This window comes from Pseudomonas sp. P7758, assembly GCF_013386485.1.
Taxonomy (GTDB): Bacteria; Pseudomonadota; Gammaproteobacteria; order Pseudomonadales; family Pseudomonadaceae; genus Aquipseudomonas.
In genome coordinates this window covers 29,340-50,352 of sequence record NZ_JACARS010000033.1, presented here as the reverse complement: position 1 = coordinate 50,352, position 21,013 = coordinate 29,340, and the positions used below count along the sequence as shown (strand labels likewise).

Sequence of the window (21,013 nt, the reverse complement as noted above, 5' to 3'; positions counted from 1 at the left end):
TGCTCGCGCTGGGCTGCGCAGCGGCCCCAAAGCCTGCAACCCGGTAGTACCTGGAGAACTGCGGCGCTTCTATCGGGGCCGCTTCGCGACCCAGCGCGAGCAGGCTCGCTCGCCACAAGTCACTTATGCTGACGCAAGCCCTTCCATACTGGCGACTCTCCAGCTTCTACCTGTTCTATTTCGCCCTGCTGGGGGCGACGGCGCCGTTCCTGGCGTTGTACTTCGATCACCTTGGGTTCTCCAGCGCGCGCATCGGCGAGCTGGTGGCCATCCCCATGCTGATGCGCTGCGTGGCACCCAACCTGTGGGGCTGGCTGGGGGATTACACCGGCCGGCGCCTGGCCATCGTGCGCTTTGGCGCGGTGTGCACCCTGGTGAGTTTCTCGTTGATCTTTGTCAGCAAGACTTACGCCTGGCTGGCGCTGGTGATGGCCTTGCACGCGTTCTTCTGGCACGCGGTCCTGCCGCAGTTTGAAGTCATCACCCTCGCGCACCTGCAAGGCCAGACCTCGCGCTACAGCCAGGTGCGGTTGTGGGGCTCCATCGGTTTTATCCTCACCGTGGTGATCATGGGCCGCTTGTTCGACTGGCTGAGCCTGGATATCTACCCGGTGGTGGTCGTGGTGATCATGGCCGGCATCATCGGCGCGAGCCTCTGGGTGCCGAATGCGCAGCCGCCGGCCCAGGGCAACCGCCTGGCCGGTGACGGCTTTTTGCGGCAACTGCGCAGCCCCGGTGTCCTCGCGTTTTATGCCTGCGTGGCGCTGATGCAAATGAGCCACGGCCCGTACTACACCTTCCTCACCCTGCACCTTGAACACCTCGGTTACAGCCGTGGCGTGATCGGCATGTTGTGGGCGCTGGGCGTGGTGGCGGAAGTCTTGACGTTCCTGGCCATGAGCCGGATTCTCACGCGCTTTTCGGTACGCCGGGTATTGATGGCGAGTTTCCTGCTGGCCGCACTGCGCTGGTTGCTGCTGGGCTCGTTTGCCGAATTCTTCTGGGTGCTGTTGCTGGCGCAGGTGATGCACGCGGCGACCTTCGGCAGCTTCCACGCGGCGGCCATCCAGTTCGTGCAACGCAGCTTTGGTGCTCGCCAGCAAGGGCAGGGCCAGGCACTGTATGCGGCACTGGCCGGTACCGGCGGTGCGCTGGGCGCACTCTATTCAGGTTACAGCTGGAACCTGCTGGGGCCGACCCTGACCTTCAGCATTGCCAGCGTCGCGGCCCTGGCCGCCGCCCTAATCATTGGCATTCGATTGCAAAAGGAGCGGCCATGAGCGGCTCCCGTGACAGAGGAAGAGTTTGATGAGCTATCTCGCGGTTTACCATGTCTGCACCCCCGACACCCCGAACAAGGTCCTGACTCACCAGGACGATATCGCCTCGACCCTGGCCGAGCTGGGTGTGGGGTTCGATCGCTGGCAGGCGGCTACCCGACTTGAGCCCGGGGCCAGCGAGGTTGAGATTATCGCCGCCTACCAGGCGCCCATCGACAAGCTGATGACCGAGCGCGGCTACACCACCGTTGATGTGCTCCGCGTCAGCAACGATCACCCGCAGAAAGCCCAATTGCGCGCCGAGCGACTCGACGAACACCGCATGGCCCAAGACCACGTGCGTTTTTTCGTAGCGGGTCGTGGGCTGTTTACCTTGCACATCGAAGATTATGTGTACGCGGTGTTCTGCGAGAAAAACGACCTGATCTTGGTGCCGAGCGGCATCCCGCACTGGTTTGATATGGGGGAGAACCCGCACTTTGTGGCGATCCGCCTGTTCAGTGACCCTGAAGGGCTGGCGGTCATGCTGACCGGCGACGCGATCGCCGAGGGTTTCCCCCGGCTTGATGACTAAGTTCGTCCGGCAATGCCTCCTGAACAGGGGGCTTTTTTTTAACTTCAATTCCTTCAGGTTGGAAATCGCTGTAGGAATAAACTTGAAAGTTTGTGGGTAACAGCTGTTTATCGTTGACCTTACTTGTTACTTCCACTCTTTGTGTAACTCTCTCTGGTCTCAATATTTATTCGCCTGTCAATAGGAGTAATCCGACTTCGGGCGTTACAAGACCTATATGAAGAGAGAGGCCTGCATGAGCGGTTCGGAGCCACAGGAACAACCGTCCACGCAAACGGACAGCGCGCCGGTTGCCAACCGCAAGGCGCGTGCGATGTTGTCGGGTAAACCCCTGACCCCAAAGGAACGGGAAATCCTGCATTGGGCGGTCGAGGGCAAGACGGTGTGGGAAATCAGCAGGATTCGCTCCATCTCCCAGGCCACGGTGAAGTTTCACCTGCGCAACATCTACGGCAAGTTGCAGGTGACTAACCGGGTCCAGGCCGTGAACGAGGCGGTGAAACAGGGATTGTGCAAATAAAAAAAGGCCGTGGTGCGCAACGGCACCACGACCTGTTCGGGTCCTGCATGACGGTCAAGCCGAATGGTAGGTCGGCAGGGCAAAGCGGTTCTGGCTTTGCAGCATCGAAATCTGTGGCAGGTCGCTGGCTTGTTCAGCCAGGTCGCGGCGAATGGCGCTGATGACCCACGTCAGTTGGTCGGCCGTGTGCAGTTGCTGATAAGAGATCGAACGTTTGATCTGCTTGCCTTCGCTGTTACGCAAGGTCAGCAGGATGCCGCCATCAGGACGCGCCTGGGTGGTGACGTCGAAATTGGAGAACACAGAAGAAAATTTATCTTGGATCAGGCTCATGTCTATCAGCTCCGTTAGCTCATGTTTTGCAGCGTGGAGTGATAGGTGCAGTGATTGTGCCAGTACTGACTATCTTAAAAAATCCTTATAAATCAAATATTTATAAAATTTTAAGAATTTCAGTTTCGTGCAATTTGCATGAATGGCCATCGTGCATCCTGCATTTTGCGGGGTTTTGCCAAGTGTTTCACCGCTGGCACGCAAGGCAGGTCTTCCATAGTGACCACCTGGCGGTGCGCAAAATTCCTTTTCCTTTCGGGATACAAAACTTTTCAAATCCTGCGTGTACAGCCGAAGAACGGCTGGCGTATTTTCCTGCAAGGCATTCGGCGCGGGTCTTACAGTGCGATGGGTGCCTTGAGGGTCATACGAACAATAAGAAAAAGGACGTTCCCGCCATGAACCACCCGCCAAGTGACATGATCACCTGGGGCATGATGCTGCGTAAGGTGCCCACCATTGTCCGTGCGCTGCCGCGCCTGGTGCGCGGAATCCGCGTTGCCAACATCACCGATCCCGACCAGCCGTGCGGCCTGGGCTGGACCTTTGAACAAGCCACCCAACGCAACCCCGACGGCGCCGCGCTGCTGTATGGCGACACGGTGCTGAGCTACCGCCAGGCCAACCAGCAGGCCAACCGCATGGCTCACTACCTGCAGCAGCAGGGGATCGGCAAGGGCGACGTGGTGGCGTTGTTTATCGAGAACCGCCCCGAGTTGTTGCTCAGCGTACTGGCCGTGGCCAAGGTGGGCGGCATTTGCGCGATGCTCAATACCTCGCAAACCCAGTCGGCGCTGGTACATAGCCTCAACCTGGTGGCACCGGCGGCCATCGTGGTGGGAGCCGAGTTGGTAGGGGCCTACGAGGCCGTGCGCAGCCAGGTGGCCATCGAGGCGGATAAAACCTGGTTTATTGCCGATCAGCAGCACAGCCATGTGCCGCCGGATTACGTCGACCTGATGGCTGCCAGCGCCGACTGCCCGGTGGAAAACCCCGCCAGCACCCAGCAGATTTTTTTCAACGACCCTTGCTTCTATATCTACACCTCCGGCACCACCGGCTTGCCCAAGGCCGGCATTTTCAAACACGGCCGCTGGATGAAGTCCTCGGCCAGTTTCGGCACCATCGCCCTGGATATGGGGCCCGAGGATGTCGTCTATTGCACCTTGCCGCTGTATCACGCCACTGGCCTGTGCGTGTGCTGGGGTTCAGCGATTGCCGGGGCGTCGGGGTTCGCGATTCGCCGCAAGTTCAGCGCCAGCCAGTTCTGGGACGATGTGCGCAAATTCAATGCGACCACCCTGGGTTATGTCGGCGAGCTGTGCCGCTACCTGATCGACCAGCCCGCGAGCGAGCAGGACCGTGATAACCGGGTGACGAAGATGATCGGCAACGGCCTGCGCCCTGGGGTTTGGGCTGAGTTCAAGCAGCGCTTTGGCGTTGATCATATCTGCGAGCTGTACGCCGCCAGTGACGGCAACATCGGCTTCACCAATGTGCTGAACTTCGACAACACCATCGGCTTTTCCCTGATGCACTGGGCACTGGTGGACTACGCCCATGACAGCTGTGAGCCGATTCGCGGCGCCGACGGTTTCATGCGCGAAGTGCCCAAGGGGGGCCAGGGGCTGCTGCTGGCCAGGATCGATGACAAGGCACCGTTCGACGGCTACACCGACCCCGAGAAGAACCGCAAGGTGGTGCTCAGCGACGTGTTCGAGAAGGGCGACCGTTATTTCAACACCGGCGACCTGTTGCGCAATATCGGCTTCGGCCACGCCCAATTCGTTGACCGGCTGGGGGACACCTACCGCTGGAAAGGTGAAAACGTCTCCACCACCGAAGTCGAGAACATCTTCCTGCAGCACCCGCAGATTTCCGAAGTGGTGGCCTACGGCGTGGAGATTGAAAACACCAACGGCCGCGCGGGCATGGCGGCCATTACGCCTGCCGAATCCCTGGCTTCCCTGGACATGCGCGAGTTGCTGACCTTCGCCCACGGGCAATTGCCCGCGTATGCGGTGCCGTTGTTCCTGCGGATCAAGGTGAAGATGGAAACCACGGGCACCTTCAAATACCAGAAGGTGAAGCTGAAGGAGGAAGCGTTCGACCCGGGCAAGGCCGGTGATGATCCGATCTTTGCCTGGCTGCCTGGGTCGGACAGTTATGTGCCGGTCACCGGGCAACTGTTGGCGGACATCCAGGCGGGTAAGTTCCGTTATTGATTCTGCCTATCGCCGCTTTTGGGAAAAAAGGCATGACAGTGGGGAACTCCATCGCGAGACTGGGCGCCTTATGAAACACCAGACAAGGAGCCCCACATGTCAGACCAAGCCAAACAAATGACCGAAGACGAAGCCGCCGAATTTGCCGAGCAGGTGTTCGATGTGGCGCGCAAAGGCGATGCCGCGATGCTGGCGGCGTTGCTGGCCAAGGGCTTGCCGCCGAACCTGCGTAACCACAATGGCGATACGCTGTTGATGCTGTCGGCCTACCATGGTCATGTGGACGCGGTGAAAGTGCTGCTGGAATTCAAGGCCGACCCCCAGATTGCCAACGACAAGAACCAGCTGCCGATTGCCGGCGCGGCGTTCAAGGGCAACCTGCCGGTGGTCAAGGCATTGATCGAAGGCGGAGCGTTGGTCGAAGGCGCATCCTCTGATGGTCGCACCGCCTTGATGATGGCGGCGATGTTCAACCGTACCGAAATGGTGGACTACCTGATCAGCCAGGGCGCCAATCCCAAGGCCACCGATGCCCAGGGCGTGACCGCGCTGGCAGCCGCGCAGACCATGGGGGCGGTGGATACGGCGGCGCAGTTGCAAAAACTGGTGTAGGCTTTGCGCCCTCAAAATCAGCCCCGCCACAGGACCACCCCATGAAAACCGCACTCGTCGAACTCATCAGCAAAATCAGCTCCGGCTGCATGAGCGAACCCGAGATCGCCAAGGTGGCTGACGAAGCGGCCCAGGCCTACGCCGATCCCGACGCTTTCCTGGCCGCCAACCCCGACATCAACTACGACGACACTTTCCCGATTCCCCTGGGTGAGTGGATCGTCGTCGGCAGCCTGCCTGACACCGTGCTGTTCCAGGCCGACACTTACCAGGACCTGTTCGCCCAGATCGTCGCCTCCTTTGGCCCCGGCGTGGCGTTCAACCTCAAGCCCAAGCAACTGGCCAAGACCGAAGCCCTGACCGCGCTGAACCGCATCCAGATCCAGATGAGCGCCCTCAACCCGGAGAACGGCGGCTACGTGCTGATGAACTTCAGCCAGTTGCTGGACGACGAGATCCAGGCTGTGCTGGTCTACGGCAACGACGTGCCACGGGTGCTGGAGTTGTGTGCCGAAACCGGCATAAAGGGCGAACCATCGCTGGAAGCCCTGCGGGTTGCGGTACACGTCTGAAATAAAACGGAACCCCCGGCCACGGCTGACTATCCTAAGCAGGCAAGCCCTCACTTAGGAGCGACACCATGGGTTCCACTTTTAATGGTCTGATCGGGTTGATCATCCTCGCGCTGGATATCTGGGCGATCATCAACGTGTTCAAAAGCGGCGCGAGTACCGGCGCCAAAGTGTTGTGGATCCTGTTGATCCTGCTGCTGCCGGTACTGGGCTTGATCATCTGGGCGATCGCCGGGCCGCGCGGTAACGTGCGGATCTGATCCAAACAACGCTATCCAGAGCGGGCACAGTAAGTGTGGGAGCGGGCTTGCTCGCGAATACGGTGTAACAGTCACCTGATGTATCGACTGATTTACCGTATTCGCGAGCAAGCCCGCTCCCACATCTGTTTCCGTACGCCCGTTATTGTGTTTCGAGATATTCGCTGTACAAAATTTTCACATTCCATCCAAGACAATTCGCCGGCTATTTCCCCTGTCGAGTGCTCTAAAACGAGTGCCCACCTACTGCAGGAGTGAGTAATCAATGGCGTTGCCGGCGTTGATCGGGCACCATTTGCGCCATTGCGTTCACCGTCTACCCCAGCCTGCCTGGGCGAGGGCGGGGCGCCGCTGTATTCATTCGCAACTTAAACTTCCAATGGGTCCTAAAACGACATGGCAAACCCGGACGCCCTGAATCAGCAGCGAGCTTCTAATCGCTTGCTGCAACCGACCGTCAAATCCCATCTGGCGTACACGCTGCTTTGTGCCTTGATCATGATGGTGATGTTCTCCCTGCTGCGCCTGGCGCTGCTGGTCTACAACCGCGAGATGATCCTCGACACACCGGCCTCGACTTTCCTTGAAGCGTTCGCCAACGGCCTGCGCCTGGATATCCGCCTGGTGATGTACGTGCTGGTGCCGCTGCTGCTGGCGTTGTTCAGCGTACGGGCCATGGCGGCGCGCGGGTTCTTCCGCTTGTGGCTGACGGTCGCGTCCAGCATCGCGCTGTTCCTGGGCCTGATGGAAATGGACTTCTACCGCGAGTTCCACCAGCGCCTCAACGGCCTGGTCTTCCAGTACGTGAAGGAAGACCCGAAAACCGTGATGAGCATGCTCTGGTACGGTTTCCCGGTGGTGCGCTACCTGCTGGCCTGGGCCGTGGGTACGCTGATCCTGAGCATCGCCTTCAAAGGCGCCGACCGTGCAACGCGCCCACGCGGCCCGTTCAGCGGTGGCAGCATCGGCACTCGCCAGGTAGCGCCGTGGTACACGCGCATCGCGGTGTTCGTGGTCTGCCTGCTGGTCGCCGTGGTCGCCATCCGTGGCACCCTGCGCCAGGGCCCGCCACTGCGTTGGGGCGACGTGTACACCACCGACTCGAACTTCGCCAACCAGTTGGGCCTCAACGGTACCTTGTCGCTGATTGCGGCGGCGAAATCGCGCTTCTCCGAGGAGCGTTCGAACATCTGGAAAGCCACCCTGGAGCAGCCGCTGGCCACCCAGACCGTGCGCGACATGCTGGTATTGCCGAGCGAGAAACTGGTCGACACCGACACCGCCGCGGTACGCCGTGACTTCACGCCGCCGGCCGAGAAGACCCTGCCGATCAAGAACGTCGTGGTTATCCTGATGGAAAGCTTCGCCGGTCACTCGGTGGGCGCCCTGGGCCGCCCGGGCAACATCACGCCGTACTTCGACAAACTGTCCAAGGAAGGCCTGCTGTTCGACCGCTTCTTCTCCAACGGCACCCACACCCACCAGGGTATGTTCGCCACCATGGCCTGCTTCCCGAACCTGCCGGGTTTCGAATACCTGATGCAGACTCCGGAAGGCAGCCACAAGCTGTCGGGCCTGCCGCAGTTGCTCAGCCATCGCGATTTCGATGACGTGTACGTCTACAACGGCGACTTCGCCTGGGATAACCAGTCGGGCTTCTTCAGCAACCAGGGCATGACCAACTTCATCGGGCGTAATGACTTCGTCAACCCGGTGTTCTCGGACCCGACCTGGGGCGTGTCCGACCAGGACATGTTCAACCGTGGCCTGGAAGAGTTGAAGGCCCGTGAAGGCGGCAAGCCGTTCTATGCGCTGCTGCAAACCCTGTCCAACCACACGCCGTACGCGTTGCCGACGCCATTGCCGGTCGAGAAGGTCACCGACCGTGGCAGCCTCAACGAGCATTTGACGGCCATGCGCTACTCCGACTGGGCCTTGGGCCAGTTCTTTGAAAAGGCCCGCAAGGAGCCGTACTTCAAGGAAACCCTGTTCGTGATCGTGGGCGACCACGGCTTCGGCAACGAGCAGCAGATCACCGAGATGGACTTGGGCCGCTTCAACGTGCCGATGCTGATGATCGCACCGGGCATGCAGGAGAAGTTCGGCGAGCGTGACCACACCGTGGGCACCCAGATCGACATCGTGCCGACCATTATGGGCCGCCTGGGCGGTGACACCCTGCACCAGTGCTGGGGCCGTGACCTGCTCAACCTGCCGGAAGGTGACAAGGGCTTTGGCGTGATCAAGCCGTCGGGCAGCGACCAGACCGTCGCCTTGCTTACCGGTGACCGCGTGCTGGTACTGCCCAAGGAAATGCCGCCGAAGTTGTGGGAATACGAACTGGGCGCCAACCCGACCGGGAAAGTGATTCCAGAGTCGCCGGACGAGGCTGCGTTGAAGCAGAAGCTCGAATCGTTCCTGCAGACCGCTACCAAGAGCCTGCTGGACAACACCGCCGGTGTAGTGGACGGCAAGCCGGACTAAATACCCGCGCATAAAAAAAGAGGCCTTTCAAGGCCTCTTTTTTTTGCACGCTGGAACGCGTTATATCTTGCCGAGCAACAACAGAATCAACAGCACTACCAACACAGTACCGAGAATACCCGATGGCCCGTAACCCCAATTGCGTGAGTGAGGGAACACTGGAAGACCGCCGACCAGCAGGAGGATCAGAATAATGATAAGAATGAGGCTCATGTTTTGTTTTCCTTATTGTCTTCTGAAAAGACCTGGTATTTAACGGATAGGCCCGACAACTGATACGGACGCCTTAATAACTCCGACCCATGTGTTTGGCAGAAAATTCCGTGTTTTTTTAAAGCTTTTCGCTAACTTGCTTATTTCCTTTAACCCCGTTGCAAATAACTGTCCTTAGTTCAAATAAATGGAACTTGGCGGGTTTCCCGCTATCCGACCCGGCCCACGGTTTGCCTGGGGCATTCAGCAGTCTGATGGTGCGTGGGTGCGGGAAAAACCTTCGCTACACTGCGGCTCACTTCTTCCGTGAACCACAAGGCTACTTTCCTATGCAAAATCGCATGATGATCACCGGCGCCGGTTCTGGCCTGGGTCGCGAAATCGCTCTGCGCTGGGCCCGCGAGGGTTGGCAACTGGCCTTGTCGGACGTCAGCGAAGCAGGCCTGCAAGAAACCCTCAAGCTTGTACGCCAGGCCGGCGGTGACGGTTTCACCCAGCGCTGCGACGTGCGCGACTACAGCCAGCTCACCGCGTTCGCACAGGCCTGTGAGGAAAAGCTCGGTGGCATCGACGTGATCGTCAACAACGCCGGTGTCGCATCGGGCGGGTTCTTCAGCGAACTGTCCCTGGAAGACTGGGACTGGCAGATCGCGATCAACCTGATGGGCGTGGTCAAGGGCTGCAAGGCCTTCCTGCCGCTGCTGGAAAAGAGCAAGGGCCGCATCATCAACATCGCGTCCATGGCCGCCCTGATGCAGGGCCCGGCCATGAGCAACTACAACGTGGCCAAGGCCGGCGTGGTGGCGCTCTCGGAGAGCCTGCTGGTGGAACTCAAGCAACAGGAAGTCGGCGTGCATGTGGTGTGCCCATCCTTCTTCCAGACGAACCTGCTGGACTCGTTCCGCGGGCCGACGCCCGCGATGAAAGCCCAGGTGGGCAAGCTGCTGGAAAGCTCGCCGATCACCGCCGCAGAAATCGCCGACTACATCTACCAGCAGGTGGCTGAAGGGCAATTCATGATCCTGCCCCACGAGCAGGGGCGCATGGCCTGGGCACTGAAACAGAAGAACCCGCAACTGCTGTATGACGAGATGACCGTGATGGCGGACAAGATGCGGGCGAAAGCCCAGTCGCAGGCGGTAAAAGGTTGAATTTCAGGTGAGCACCTGATGTGGCGAGGGAGCTTGCTGTGGCGAGGGAGCAAGCTCCCTCGCCACAACAAGCTCTCTAGCCACAGAGAGCGCCTGCAAATGTGAACATATCGTTTGGTTCTTGGGTGTAATTCGAGATTATTCACTGCCTGTCTGTAGGGTAATTTACCCTGATGTGTAAGGCATGCCTGTTTAACCTGAAGGCCATTGATGGTGCCAGGCAGGGAGCGCATGGTCGGGGTTCGGTAACTTAAAAAGGACGAACCCCATGCTGGTATTAAGCCGCGCGGTAGGTGAAATAATTTCGGTGGGTGACCAGATCACCTTGCGCATTCTGGAAGTGAACGGCACCCAAGTGAAGCTGGGTGTGGAAGCGCCGGTGGGGGTCAATGTGCACCGGGCGGAGGTCTATCAGAAGATCCTCAGTCGCCACGGGCAGCAGGCCAACACCCATCCAGTGCCTGTGCCCAATCCTTGAGTCTCAGTCGAACAGGTGCTTGGGCACATCGTGCTTGAGCATCAACTGGCACTGCTCGCTCTCGGGGTCGAAAACAATCAGCGCCTGGCCCTTGGTCAGCGCCTGGCGTACCCGCAGCACCCGGGTTTCCAGAGGTGTGTCGTCACCATTGTCGGTGCCGTCGCGGGTCACGAAGTCTTCGATGAGGCGTGTCAGGGTGTCGACTTCAAGTGCATCGTAGGGAATCAGCATACAAGCCTCGGCTAGGGAATCCCGGCGATGCTACTGCGCCGGGATCCGAGTTGCCAGTCTCAGGTTTTTTGGCCCACCAGGCTGTCCACCGACGGCACGCGGGTATCACTCTCCATTTGTGTGTCGTGTTCGATCTGGTGACTGAACCGGTCGAGGGAGCCCTTGGCCGGCTGTGCATCGCTGGCGAACACCGGCGGGCTGAGGATGTACGCGCCCAGCAGGCGACTCAGCGCGGCGAGGCTGTCGATGTGCGTGCGCTCATAGCCGTGGGTGGCATCGCAACCGAATGCCAGCAGCGCGGTGCGAATGTCATGGCCAGCGGTTACCGCCGAATGCGCGTCGCTGAAGTAGTAGCGAAACAGGTCGCGGCGCACCGGCAACTCATTTTCCGCCGCCAGGCGCAGCAGGTGGCGGGACAGGTGATAGTCATACGGCCCGCCGGAATCCTGCATCGCCACACTCACCGCGTGCTCGCTGGAGTGCTGCTCGTGGGCCACCGGCGCAATGTCGATGCCGACGAACTCACTCACATCCCACGGCAATGCCGCCGCCGCACCACTGCCGGTTTCTTCGGTGATGGTGAACAGCGGATGGCAGTCGATCAGCAGCGGCTGGCCGCTGTCGACAATCGCCTTGAGCGCCGCCAGCAGCGCGGCAACCCCGGCTTTATCGTCCAGGTGGCGGGCGCTGATATGCCCGCTCTCGGTGAACTCCGGCAGCGGGTCGAAGGCGACGAAATCGCCGACGCTGATGCCCAGGGAGTCACAGTCGGCGCGGGTGGCGCAGTAGGCATCCAGGCGCAGTTCGATGTGGTCCCAACTGATGGGCATTTCATCCACGGCCGTATTGAACGCGTGACCGGAGGCCATCAACGGCAGCACGCTGCCACGGATCACGCCGTTATCGGTGAACAGGCTGACGCGGCTGCCTTCGGCAAAACGGCTGGACCAGCAGCCGACCGGCGCGAGGGTCAGGCGGCCATTGTCCTTGATCGCCCGCACGGCGGCGCCGATGGTGTCCAGGTGCGCGGAAACGGCGCGGTCGGGGCTGTTTTTCTGGCCCTTGAGGGTGGCGCGGATGGTGCCGCGCCGGGTCATTTCAAAGGGAATGCCCAGTTCCTCAAGGCGCTCGGCAACGTAGCGCACGATGGTGTCGGTAAACCCGGTGGGGCTGGGAATGGCGAGCATTTCCAGCAGCACTTTTTGCAGGTAAGCGAGATCCGGTTCGGGGATGGTTCGGGTCATGGAAACTCCTGATGAGTTGAGGGCATCGATGGTTTCGATGAAAGGGGCGCCTCAGAGATTGTGTTGGCTGTACCGGCGTCTTCGCGAGCAAGCCCGCTCCCACATTTGGAATGCATTCCCCTGTGGGAGCGGGCTTGCTCGCGAAAGCGCCAGTCAAGGCAACACCTTTCTCAAGCCGTCGGTTGGCTATGCGGGAACAACAGGTCCACGAACTTTTCAGCCGTCGGCTGCGGTTCATGGTTGGCCAGCCCGGCCCGTTCGTTGGCTTCGATAAACACGTAGTCCGGTTGGTCGGCGGCCGGCACCATCAGGTCCAGGCCCACCATGGGAATGTCGAGGGCACGGGCGGCGCGCACGGCGGCGTCCACCAGGGTCGGGTGGAGGATGGCGGTGACGTCTTCCAGGCAACCGCCGGTGTGCAGGTTGGCGGTACGCCGCACTGCCAGGCGTTCGCCACGGGGCAGGATGCTGTTGTAGTCGTAGCCGGCCGCCTGCAGGGTGCGTTGGGTTTCATGGTCCAGGGGGATTTTGCTTTCGCCATCGGTGGCGGCCTGGCGTCGGCGGCTCTGGGCTTCGATCAACGCGCCAATGGAATGCTGGCCATCGCCGGTGACTTCCGCCGGGCGGCGAATGGCGGCGGCAACCACTTCAAAGCCGATCACCAGAATGCGCAGGTCGAGGCCTTCGTGGAAGCTTTCCAGCAGTACACGGGTGTCGAATTGGCGGGCCGCCTCAATGGCTTTTTGCACGTCTTCAATGGTCTGCAAATCCACCGCCACACCCTGGCCTTGTTCGCCATCCAGCGGCTTGACCACAATACGCTGGTGCTCGTCGAGAAACTCCAGGTTGTCGTCGGCACTGCCGGCCAACTGCTGCTCCGGCAGCTTCAAGCCTGCAGCCTTGAGTGCCTTGTGGGTCAGGCTCTTGTCCTGGCACAAAGTCATGCTGATGGCGCTGGTCAGGTCGCTGAGGGATTCGCGGCAGCGCACCCGGCGGCCACCGTGGCTCAGGGTGAACAAGCCGGCATCGGCATCGTCCACTTGCACGTCGATCCCGCGCCGATGGGCTTCCTCGACAATGATTCGCGCATAGGGATTGAACTCCGCCTGCGGGCCAGGGCCGAGGAACAGCGGCTGGTTGATCCCGTTCTTGCGCTTGATGGCGAAGGTGGTCAGCGCGCGAAAGCCAAGCTTGGCGTAGAGACTTTTCGCCTGGCGGTTGTCGTGCAGCACCGACAGGTCGAGGTAGCTCAGGCCACGGCTCATGAAGTGTTCGATCAAGTGGCGCACCAGCACTTCACCCACCCCGGGGCGGGTACATTGCGGGTCGACCGCCAGGCACCAGAGGCTGCAGCCGTTCTCCGGGTCGTTGAAGGCTTTGTGGTGGTTCAGGCCCATCACGCTGCCGATCACCGCGCCGCTGTCTTCATCCTCGGCCAGCCAATACACCGGGCCGCCTTGATGACGTGGCGTCAGCAGTGCCGGGTCCACCGGCAACATGCCGCGCCCCTGGTACAGCTGGTTCACCGCCTGCCAGTCCGCCTCGGTTTGTACCCGGCGAATCCGGAACCCGCGAAACACCCGGGTCGCCGGACGATAGTCGGTGAACCACAGGCGCAGGGTATCGGACGGGTCGAGAAACAACTGCTGGGGATCAATCCCGAGGATCTGCTGCGGCGCCGCCACATACAGCGCGATATCCCGCTCGCCGGGCTGCTCGTTGAGCAACTCCAGGGCCAGGCTCGCCGGGTCCGGGAAGGTGTGGCCGATCAACAGCCGGCCCCAACCGCAATGCACGGCAATCGGCGTGGGGTCCAGTTCGCTGCCGTCTTCGGCGAAGCGGGCTTGCAGGCGCTCGTAGGAGGGCGCCTGGCCTCGCAGCAAGCGTTGGCTGTAAGCCGTGGCATGAGGTTTCATGAATCAGATTCCTTGTTCGCTGAGCCACAGGTTCAGCGCCGCCAGTTGCCACAGCTTGGAGCCGCGCAACGGGGTCAGTTGGCCTTGGGGATCGGTGAGCAGGCGGTCGAGCATGGCCGGGTTGAACAGGCCGCGGTCCTGGCTTGGGTCCAGCAGCAGCTCACGCACCCAGTTCAAGGTATCACCCTGCAAATGCTTGAGGCCGGGCACCGGGAAGTAGCCTTTCTTGCGGTCGATGACCTCGCTCGGGATCACCCGGCGCGCCGCTTCCTTGAGCACTTGCTTGCCGCCGTCCGGCAGTTTGAATTTGCCCGGCACGCGGGCCGACAGTTCTACCAGGCGATAGTCGAGAAACGGCGTGCGCGCTTCCAGGCCCCAGGCCATTGTCATGTTGTCGACGCGCTTGACCGGGTCATCCACCAGCATCACGGTGCTGTCCAGGCGCAGGGCTTTGTCCACCGCCGCATCGGCGCCGGGCTGGGCGAAATGCTCGCGCACGAAGTCACCGGCGGCGTCATTCGCGGTCAACCATTTCGGCGCGACGGTAGCGGCATAGTCGTCGTAGCTGCGGTCGAAAAATGCGTCGCGGTAGGCCGCGTACGGGTCGCTTGCGCCATCCACCTGCGGGTACCAGTGGTAACCGGCGAACAGTTCATCGGCGCCCTGGCCGCTTTGCACCACCTTGCAATGCTTGGCCACTTCCCGGGACAGCAGGTAGAAGGCAATGCAGTCATGGCTGACCATCGGCTCGCTCATGGCGCGGAACGCCGCCGGCAATTGCTCGATGATTTCGCTTTCAGCGATACGCAGTTGGTGGTGACGCGTGCCGTAATGCTTGGCGATCAAGTCCGAATACTGGAACTCGTCGCCGCGCTCGCCGCCCGCGTCTTCGAAACCGATGGAGAAGGTCGACAGGTCCTGCACGCCGACTTCCCGCAACAGGCCCACCAACATGCTGGAATCGACACCGCCGGAAAGCAGCACGCCCACATCCACCGCCGCCCGCTGACGAATCGCCACGGCTTCGCGGGTGCTGTCGAGCACGCGGTCGGTCCAGTCTTCCAGGGTCAGGTTGGCTTCGTCGGCGTGGGGGCCGTAGGGCAGGGTCCACCAGGTTTTCTGTTCAGTCTTGCCATCGGCGTCGATGCGCATCCAGGAGGCGGGCGGCAGCTTTTCAATGCCCGCCAGCAGGGTGCGCGGCGCCGGTACCACGGCGTGGAAGTTCAGGTAGTGATTGAGGGCCACCGGATCGAGGATCGGGTTGATATCGCCACCCTTGAGCAGCGCCGGCAGGGCCGAGGCAAAACGCAGGCGCTGGCCGGTGCGCGACAGGTACAGCGGCTTCACGCCGAGGCGGTCACGGGCGATAAACAGGCGCTGGGCATCGCGCTCCCAGATGGCGAAGGCGAACATCCCGTTGAGCTTGGGCAGCAGGGCTTCGCCCCAGGCGTGGTAGCCCTTGAGCAACACTTCGGTGTCGCCACCGGAATAGAAGGCGTAGCCCAGGGCTTCCAGCTCTTCACGCAATTCCGGGAAGTTATAGATCGCGCCGTTGAACGCCAGGGACAGGCCCAGCTGGGCGTCGACCATCGGTTGGGCGGAGCCATCCGACAGGTCCATGATTTTCAGGCGTCGATGGCCCAGGGCAATCGGCCCCTGGGCATGAAAGCCCCACGCGTCAGGACCGCGTGGCGCCAAGTGATGGGTGATTCGTTCCACCGCTGCCAGGTCGGCAGGTTGGTGATCGAAACGTAACTCTCCAGCTAATCCGCACATAAATTCCTTACCGGTTTTTCCGTTGGGGAGGGATAGAAATGCAGCCCGCCAAAACGGCGGGTACCCAGAGACTGACCCGGGTAAATTGTGGGAGTTTTAGAACAATACGTTATAAGGCAAAGAGCCTTGACGGGTTGCAAGCCCGTCGTGGCCCTCAGGATTTGCCTGGGTTACCGCGGATCAGGGCACGCAGCGCGAAGCGATTGGGGTGACAGGCTTCGCTGACACTGCGCGGCAGCGGCAGGGGCTCATTGTCGAGCCAGGCGGCCAGCAGCTCTGCACAGAGTGGCGCGGTGACCAGCCCCCGTGAGCCATGGCCACTGTTGATATACACGCCGTGCAACCACGGGCACGGCGCATCAGGGACCTGCCGGGCGTCTTTGCCGAGGGCGGCGTAGGTGTGATCAAACGCCTCTCGCTGCGCCAGCGGCCCGACGATCGGCAGGTAGTCCGGGCTGGTGCAACGGAAGGCGGCGCGGCCTTCAAGCTGTTCGGGTGCCAGGCTGTCGGCGCCCAGGCGTTGCAGCAAATCGAGGGAGATTTCCCGCAGCATCTCGAGGTTGCCCACGTGCTCGGCCACCGTAGGCGTAAGGTCGTCGCTCTTGAAGTCAAAGCTGGCGCCGAGGGTATGCTCGCCCAGGCGTGGCGGGGCGACGTAACCCTCGGCACACACCACCGTGGCCAACGCCTGGCTTTGCGCCGTTTGCGGCAGCCGGGTGATTTGCCCGCGGATACGTTTGAGGGGCAGGTCAGCGCTGAAGGAAAACCGCTTGATCTCGGCGGCGCCGGCCAGCACGACCACACTGGCTTGAGCCAGAACCGTATCGCCCTGCAACGCCTGCCACTGACCGTCGACCTGCTTGAGTTCAAGGGCGTCGTGGTGCTGGAGCACTTCGATCAGCGGGTGCCTGGCTTGCCATTCGCACAGCGCCGGCGGGTGAACCCAGCCGCCCTCGGGGAAGAACAACCCACCTTGCTCCAGCGTTATCCCGGCGCGCGCCTGTGCCTGCTCTTTATCCAGCAGGTGCAACAGGTCCGGGGCAAAAGCGCCGGCCAGTTGTGCCTGGCGCTCGGCTTCCTTGGCGTTGAAGGCCAGTTGCAGCACGCCGCAGCCATCCCAGTCCACGCCACGTTGCAGGTGTTCCAGCAGGCGCCGGGTGTGGCCGAAACCGCTGAGAATCAACTGCGAAAGTGCCGTGCCATGGGCGGAAAGCTTGAGGTACAACACCCCTTGCGGGTTGCCGGAAGCTTCCTGTGCGAGCGCCGCGTGGCGTTCCAGCAAACTGACGCGCCAGCCGCGTGCCGCCAGGCTGGCCGCCGTGGCGCAACCGGCCAGGCCACCACCGATGACCAGTGCATGGCGTTCACCGGAAACCGCAGGCGGGCGCGCAAACCAGGGTTTTGCCGCGGCAGGCGCAGGCGTTTCAGCGGGCCAGCCGAGAAACTCACCCCGCAGGATTTCCCACTTGTGGCCGATGCCGGGGGTGCGCTTCATCTTGAACCCGGCGGCGTTGATCAACCGCCGTACCCAGCCGGTGCTGGTAAAGGTGCTGATGGTCGAGCCCGGCGCCGCCAGCCGCGCCAGTTCGGCGAACAGCTCGGCAGTCCACATGTCGGGGTTCTTGGCCGGGGCGAAACCGTCGAGGAGCCAGGCGTCGACCTGTGCGTCCAGTTGCGGCAATTGCTCCAGGGCGTCGCCGATCAGCAACGTCAGGGTGACTCGACCGTTATCCAGTACCAGCCGCTGGAAGCCTTGGTGAATCGCGATATATTGCGCCAGCAGCTGCTCGGCGAACGGTGCCAGTTCCGGCCAGAGGGCGAGGGTGCGCTGCAGGTCGGCGTGGCTCAGCGGGTACTTTTCCACGCTGACAAAATGCAGGCGTGCACCCGCCACCGCATGCTGTTCAAACAGTTGCCAGGCGCACAAAAAATTCAGGCCGGTGCCGAAGCCGGTCTCACCAATCACCAAGCGCCCACCCACCGGCAGCGCCGCAAAACGTTCCTGCAGACGGTTCTGTTCGAGGAATACGTAGCGGGTTTCTTCAAGGCCCGACTTGTCGGAGAAGTACACGTCATCGAAGACCCGCGAGTGCGGGCGACCTTGGTCATCCCAGTCAAGCTGGGCGTGGGATACGGGGTTCATGAGCGGCTCGGTAAAGGCAAGGCGGCCATTCTAGCTGATCAACAGGGTTGTCATTGATCCATGGCAAGCCGCTGTGGAATTTCCTGCCACGTGTTGTTGCCCAATCCGCTAGTCTTGATCACTTCTGGAACGGAGCCGCCCATGTTCGAATCTGCCGAAATCGGTCACGCCATCGACAAAGACACCTACGACGCCGAAGTGCCGGCCCTGCGTGAAGCCTTGCTGGAAGTGCAGTACGAACTGCAACAGCAGAAGCGCTTCCCGGTGATCATCCTGATCAATGGCATCGAAGGCGCGGGCAAGGGTGAAACCGTCAAGTTGCTGAATGAATGGATGGACCCGCGCCTGATCGAGGTGCGCACCTTCGACCAGCAGACCGACGAAGAACTGGCCCGCCCACCGGCCTGGCGCTACTGGCGCCAGCTTCCGGCGAAAGGCCGCATGGGGATCTTTTTTGGTAACTGGTACAGCCAGATGCTGCAGAGTCGCGTCCATGGCGAGATCAAGGACGCGCGGCTGGACCAGGCCATCGCCGGGGCCGAGCGCCTGGAAAAGATGCTGTGTGATGAAGGTGCGCTGATCTTCAAGTTCTGGTTCCACCTCTCCAAGAAGCAAATGAAATCCCGGCTCAAAGCCTTGCAGGACGACCCGCTGCACAGCTGGCGCATCAGCCCGCTGGACTGGCAGCAGTCCAAGACCTACGACAAGTTTGTGCATTTTGGTGAGCGGATCCTGCGCCGCACCAGCCGTGACTATGCGCCTTGGTATGTGATCGAGGGTGTCGATGCGCACTACCGCGGGCTGACCGTCGGCAAGATCCTGCTCGAAGGCCTGCAAAACGCCTTGAAAGTGCCCAAGGGTAAAGCCAGCGGCATGAACCCGGCGCCGCTGCCATCGGCGGTTGACCAGATGAGCCTGCTGAACAGCCTGGACATGACCCTGAGCCTTGAAAAGGACGATTACGAAGAACAACTGATTACCGAGCAGGCGCGGTTCTCCGGGCTGATGCGCGACAAACGCATGCGCAAGCACGCGTTGGTGACAGTGTTTGAAGGCAACGACGCGGCGGGCAAGGGTGGGGCCATCCGGCGTGTGGCGGCAGCCCTCGATCCCCGGCAGTACCACATCGTGCCGATCGCCGCGCCCAGTGAAGACGAGCGCGCCCAGCCTTACCTGTGGCGTTTCTGGCAGAAGATTCCGGCGCGGGGCATGTTCACCGTGTTCGACCGCTCCTGGTATGGCCGGGTGCTGGTGGAACGCATCGAAGGCTTCTGCACGCCGACGGACTGGATGCGCGCCTACGGCGAGATCAACGACTTCGAAGAGCAACTGCGCGACGCCGGGGTGATCGTGGTCAAGTTCTGGCTGGCGATCGACAAGCAGACGCAGCTGGAGCGGTTCCAGGCCCGCGAGGAAATCCCGTTCAAACGCTTCAAGATCACCGAGGACGACTGGCGTAACCGCGAGAAGTGGGACGACTACCGGGCGGCGGTGGGTGACATGGTGGACCGCACCAGCACCGAGATTGCGCCGTGGACGCTGGTTGAAGCCAACGACAAGCGCTGGGCGCGGGTGAAGGTACTGCGCACCATCAACCGGGCGCTGGAGGAAGCGTTCGACAAGTCCGACAAGCATGACAAGAAGGACAAGAAGAAGTAACGCCATGCTTTTGCATACGCGGGGTGAATGATTGTCGCGGTTGAAGAGGGCGGGATCTATGCTCGATCCATCTCTCAACAACCACAACAATTGAGGTAGCCCATGCGTGAAGTAGTGATCGTCGACAGCGTGCGAACCGGCCTGGCCAAGTCCTTTCGCGGCAAGTTCAACCAGACCCGTCCCGATGACATGGCTGCCCATTGCGTGAACGCGTTGCTGACCCGCAACGGCATCGACCCGGCCACGGTCGAGGACTGCATCGTCGGCGCCGGTTCCAACGAAGGTGCCCAGGGCTACAACATCGGCCGCAATGTGGCGGTGTTGTCGCAACTGGGTACCGGTACGGCGGGCATGACCCTCAACCGTTTCTGTTCCTCGGGGTTGCAGGCGATTGCGATCGCCGCCAACCAGATTGCTTCCGGTTGCAGCGAGATCATCGTGGCCGGTGGAGTCGAGTCCATCAGCCTGACCATGAAGAGCGTCAACACCGATAACCTGATCAATCCGTTGCTCAAGGAGCAGGTGCCGGGCATTTACTTTCCCATGGGGCAGACGGCGGAAATCGTTGCGCGGCGGTATCACGTCAGTCGTGAAGAGCAGGATCTGTATGCGCTGCAAAGCCAGCAGCGTACGGCTCAGGCCCAGGCTGACGGGTTGTTCGATGATGAAATCGTGCCGATGGCGGTGAAGTACAAGGTTGAGGACAAGAACACTGGCGCGGTGCAGGTGTTGGAGGGGGTGGTGGATCGGGATGATTGCAATCGTCCGGATACGACGTTGGCCAGTCTTGCGGGATTGAAGCCGGTGTTTGCGGAGGATGGGTCGGTGACGGCGGGGAATTCCTCGCAGTTGTCTGATGGGGCTTCCATGACACTGGTGATGAGCCTGGAAAAAGCGCTGGAACTGGGGCTTAAGCCCAAGGCGTTTTTTCGCGGGTTTACGGTGGCGGGGTGTGAGCCGGATGAGATGGGGATCGGGCCGGTGTTTTCGGTGCCCAAGTTGCTCAAGGCCCGTGGGCTGGCGGTGGCAGATATTGATTTGTGGGAGTTGAATGAGGCGTTTGCCTCGCAGTGCCTTTATGCGCGTAATCGGCTGGAAATTGATAACGCCAAGTACAACGTCAACGGTGGGTCGATTTCCATCGGGCATCCGTTTGGGATGACGGGGTCGCGGCAGGTGGGGCATCTGGTGCGTGAGTTGCAGCGGCGCAAGTTGCGTTACGGCATTGTCACTATGTGTGTGGGCGGCGGCATGGGGGCCACCGGCTTGTTCGAAGCCGTACGCTGACTCAGTGTGGGAGTGGCGGTGCGACGATTCGACTTGCTCGCGAATGCGGCGGGGC

General features: G+C 61.2%; 19 protein-coding genes. 12 read left to right on the top strand and 7 right to left on the bottom strand.

All coding sequences use genetic code 11. From position 1 onward, the window contains the following. Positions 1-128 precede the first annotated feature (128 nt). The 3 genes from HX873_RS08740 to HX873_RS08730 all read left to right on the top strand — a co-directional run bounded on the left by HX873_RS08740 (position 129) and on the right by HX873_RS08730 (position 2,374). On the top strand, positions 129-1,280 hold the full coding sequence (locus tag HX873_RS08740; RefSeq protein ID WP_177122584.1) for an MFS transporter: 1,152 nt from the start codon (positions 129-131) through the stop codon (positions 1,278-1,280). A gap of 28 nt (positions 1,281-1,308) precedes the next feature. Continuing rightward, entirely contained in the window at positions 1,309-1,854 is a 546-nt protein-coding gene (locus HX873_RS08735) for an acireductone dioxygenase (protein ID WP_003216782.1), read from the top strand. 235 nt (positions 1,855-2,089) lie between these two features. Beyond that, positions 2,090-2,374, top strand: a complete 285-nt coding sequence (locus HX873_RS08730; protein ID WP_003216779.1) for a response regulator transcription factor — start codon at positions 2,090-2,092, stop codon at positions 2,372-2,374. A gap of 54 nt (positions 2,375-2,428) precedes the next feature. Here HX873_RS08730 and HX873_RS08725 read toward each other — a convergent pair whose 3' ends face one another. Further along, positions 2,429-2,707 (bottom strand): DUF3509 domain-containing protein, encoded by a 279-nt coding sequence (locus tag HX873_RS08725; RefSeq protein ID WP_003216777.1) that lies wholly within the window; start codon positions 2,705-2,707, stop codon positions 2,429-2,431. 398 nt (positions 2,708-3,105) lie between these two features. On the opposite strand from HX873_RS08725, the gene HX873_RS08720 reads away from it, so the two are divergent. The 5 genes from HX873_RS08720 (at position 3,106) to HX873_RS08700 (ending at position 8,860) form a co-directional block, all read left to right on the top strand. Beyond that, on the top strand, positions 3,106-4,932 hold the full coding sequence (locus HX873_RS08720) for a long-chain-acyl-CoA synthetase (RefSeq protein ID WP_177122583.1): 1,827 nt from the start codon (positions 3,106-3,108) through the stop codon (positions 4,930-4,932). Positions 4,933-5,028: 96 nt separating this feature from the next. Continuing rightward, positions 5,029-5,544: an ankyrin repeat domain-containing protein gene (locus HX873_RS08715; RefSeq protein ID WP_010176046.1), complete on the top strand. Its 516-nt coding sequence runs from the start codon at positions 5,029-5,031 to the stop codon at positions 5,542-5,544. A 41-nt stretch (positions 5,545-5,585) separates the two neighbouring features. Beyond that, on the top strand, positions 5,586-6,116 hold the full coding sequence (locus tag HX873_RS08710) for a hypothetical protein (protein ID WP_102605280.1): 531 nt from the start codon (positions 5,586-5,588) through the stop codon (positions 6,114-6,116). Positions 6,117-6,184: 68 nt separating this feature from the next. Continuing rightward, entirely contained in the window at positions 6,185-6,376 is a 192-nt protein-coding gene (locus HX873_RS08705) for a PLDc N-terminal domain-containing protein (protein WP_003172956.1), read from the top strand. 396 nt (positions 6,377-6,772) lie between these two features. Continuing rightward, entirely contained in the window at positions 6,773-8,860 is a 2,088-nt protein-coding gene (locus HX873_RS08700; protein WP_003216769.1) for an LTA synthase family protein, read from the top strand. Positions 8,861-8,920: 60 nt separating this feature from the next. On the opposite strand, the gene HX873_RS08695 is transcribed toward HX873_RS08700, so the two are convergent. After that, positions 8,921-9,073 carry a DUF3309 family protein gene (locus tag HX873_RS08695; RefSeq protein WP_003216767.1) on the bottom strand — a complete coding sequence of 51 codons (153 nt, stop codon included), beginning with the start codon at positions 9,071-9,073 and terminating at the stop codon, positions 8,921-8,923. Between the two features lie 329 nt (positions 9,074-9,402). Between HX873_RS08695 and HX873_RS08690 the strand changes: the two genes are divergently transcribed. Next, positions 9,403-10,224, top strand: coding sequence for an SDR family oxidoreductase (locus tag HX873_RS08690; protein WP_177122582.1), 822 nt, complete (start codon positions 9,403-9,405; stop codon positions 10,222-10,224). Positions 10,225-10,492: 268 nt separating this feature from the next. Then, a complete protein-coding gene (gene csrA / locus HX873_RS08685) occupies positions 10,493-10,702 on the top strand; it encodes a carbon storage regulator CsrA (protein WP_008433220.1) in 210 nt (69 codons plus the stop codon). Between the two features lie 3 nt (positions 10,703-10,705). Here csrA and HX873_RS08680 read toward each other — a convergent pair whose 3' ends face one another. The 5 genes from HX873_RS08680 to mnmC form a co-directional block, all read right to left on the bottom strand. Next, positions 10,706-10,933 (bottom strand): YheU family protein, encoded by a 228-nt coding sequence (locus HX873_RS08680; protein WP_003192759.1) that lies wholly within the window; start codon positions 10,931-10,933, stop codon positions 10,706-10,708. A gap of 59 nt (positions 10,934-10,992) precedes the next feature. Continuing rightward, a complete protein-coding gene (locus HX873_RS08675; RefSeq protein ID WP_003216760.1) occupies positions 10,993-12,177 on the bottom strand; it encodes an osmoprotectant NAGGN system M42 family peptidase in 1,185 nt (394 codons plus the stop codon). A gap of 170 nt (positions 12,178-12,347) precedes the next feature. Then, a complete protein-coding gene (gene ngg / locus HX873_RS08670; protein ID WP_177122581.1) occupies positions 12,348-14,093 on the bottom strand; it encodes an N-acetylglutaminylglutamine synthetase in 1,746 nt (581 codons plus the stop codon). 3 nt (positions 14,094-14,096) lie between these two features. Continuing rightward, positions 14,097-15,869, bottom strand: coding sequence for an N-acetylglutaminylglutamine amidotransferase (locus tag HX873_RS08665; RefSeq protein WP_003216754.1), 1,773 nt, complete (start codon positions 15,867-15,869; stop codon positions 14,097-14,099). A 154-nt stretch (positions 15,870-16,023) separates the two neighbouring features. After that, a complete protein-coding gene (gene mnmC / locus HX873_RS08660) occupies positions 16,024-18,012 on the bottom strand; it encodes a bifunctional tRNA (5-methylaminomethyl-2-thiouridine)(34)-methyltransferase MnmD/FAD-dependent 5-carboxymethylaminomethyl-2-thiouridine(34) oxidoreductase MnmC (protein ID WP_177122580.1) in 1,989 nt (662 codons plus the stop codon). Positions 18,013-18,153: 141 nt separating this feature from the next. Here mnmC and pap point away from each other — a divergent pair, with 141 nt between their 5' ends. Both pap and HX873_RS08650 read left to right on the top strand, forming a co-directional pair. Beyond that, on the top strand, positions 18,154-19,671 hold the full coding sequence (gene pap, locus HX873_RS08655; protein ID WP_177122579.1) for a polyphosphate:AMP phosphotransferase: 1,518 nt from the start codon (positions 18,154-18,156) through the stop codon (positions 19,669-19,671). Between the two features lie 102 nt (positions 19,672-19,773). Continuing rightward, a complete protein-coding gene (locus tag HX873_RS08650) occupies positions 19,774-20,958 on the top strand; it encodes a thiolase family protein (protein WP_003216747.1) in 1,185 nt (394 codons plus the stop codon). Positions 20,959-21,013 lie beyond the last annotated feature (55 nt).